This window comes from Streptomyces mutabilis (assembly GCF_014649815.1).
Taxonomy (GTDB): Bacteria; Actinomycetota; Actinomycetes; order Streptomycetales; family Streptomycetaceae; genus Streptomyces; species Streptomyces mutabilis.
The window spans coordinates 1-694 of sequence record NZ_BMTT01000154.1 but is presented as its reverse complement, the minus strand read 5'-3'; the positions used below and the strand labels follow the sequence as shown (position 1 = coordinate 694).

The window sequence follows — 694 nt, the reverse complement described above, 5'->3', positions numbered from 1 at the left end:
ATTAATGGTGAATTCCAAAGTGATACTCAATTAGTAGAAATTCTTAAAAATCAGATTGATATTTTGAATGATCAAATTGCAAAACAAGAAAGTCGTCATGAAACAACAATTGAATTTTACAGAAAAGAGTTACAGGAAAGATCAAAATTGCTTGAGAATCAACAAGTTCTGGCATTAGAAAGTAATAAAAAGATTCAAAAGTTAGAGAAACAATTAGAGGAAGAAAGACACCTTAATTATTCCTTCGATGCATCTACCAACGTTAGACAAAACGTTGATGAGCAAGAAGCTACATATACTACTGATTCTGTAAATATTAATCAACGCCAGGAAGACGAAAAAGAAGCAGAGATTCAACACAAAGATATATCTGAAAGTCAAAGTGATGAAAGTAAACAAGAGGAAGAAGTACAAAAAGAAGATGATCTATCTAAACAAAATGACAATGATAGTGATATAGAATATAAGAGTGAAGAAACACAACCTAAAAAAGGCTTCTGGAGTCGTTTGTTTGGTGGCTAATTATATTATAATAATCGTTTAAAAAGACTATGTTTATGAAAATAGCGATACAAGTTGAATAACTTGTATCGCTATTATTTTTATCACCGAAACTTCCGATAATCATCGATTATGTAAATTATGATTAAAAAAAGAGCATATGATATATGCTCTTTTTTTAATTTTTTCTTTT

Annotated in this window: 1 protein-coding gene; it reads left to right on the top strand. The window is 29.0% G+C overall.

The genetic code is table 11. The features are described 5' to 3' along the window. On the top strand, window positions 1-522 hold a 522-nt coding region (locus IE142_RS35135; RefSeq protein ID WP_191889443.1), incomplete at its 5' end, for a DUF536 domain-containing protein. Window positions 523-694: the final 172 nt, after the last annotated feature.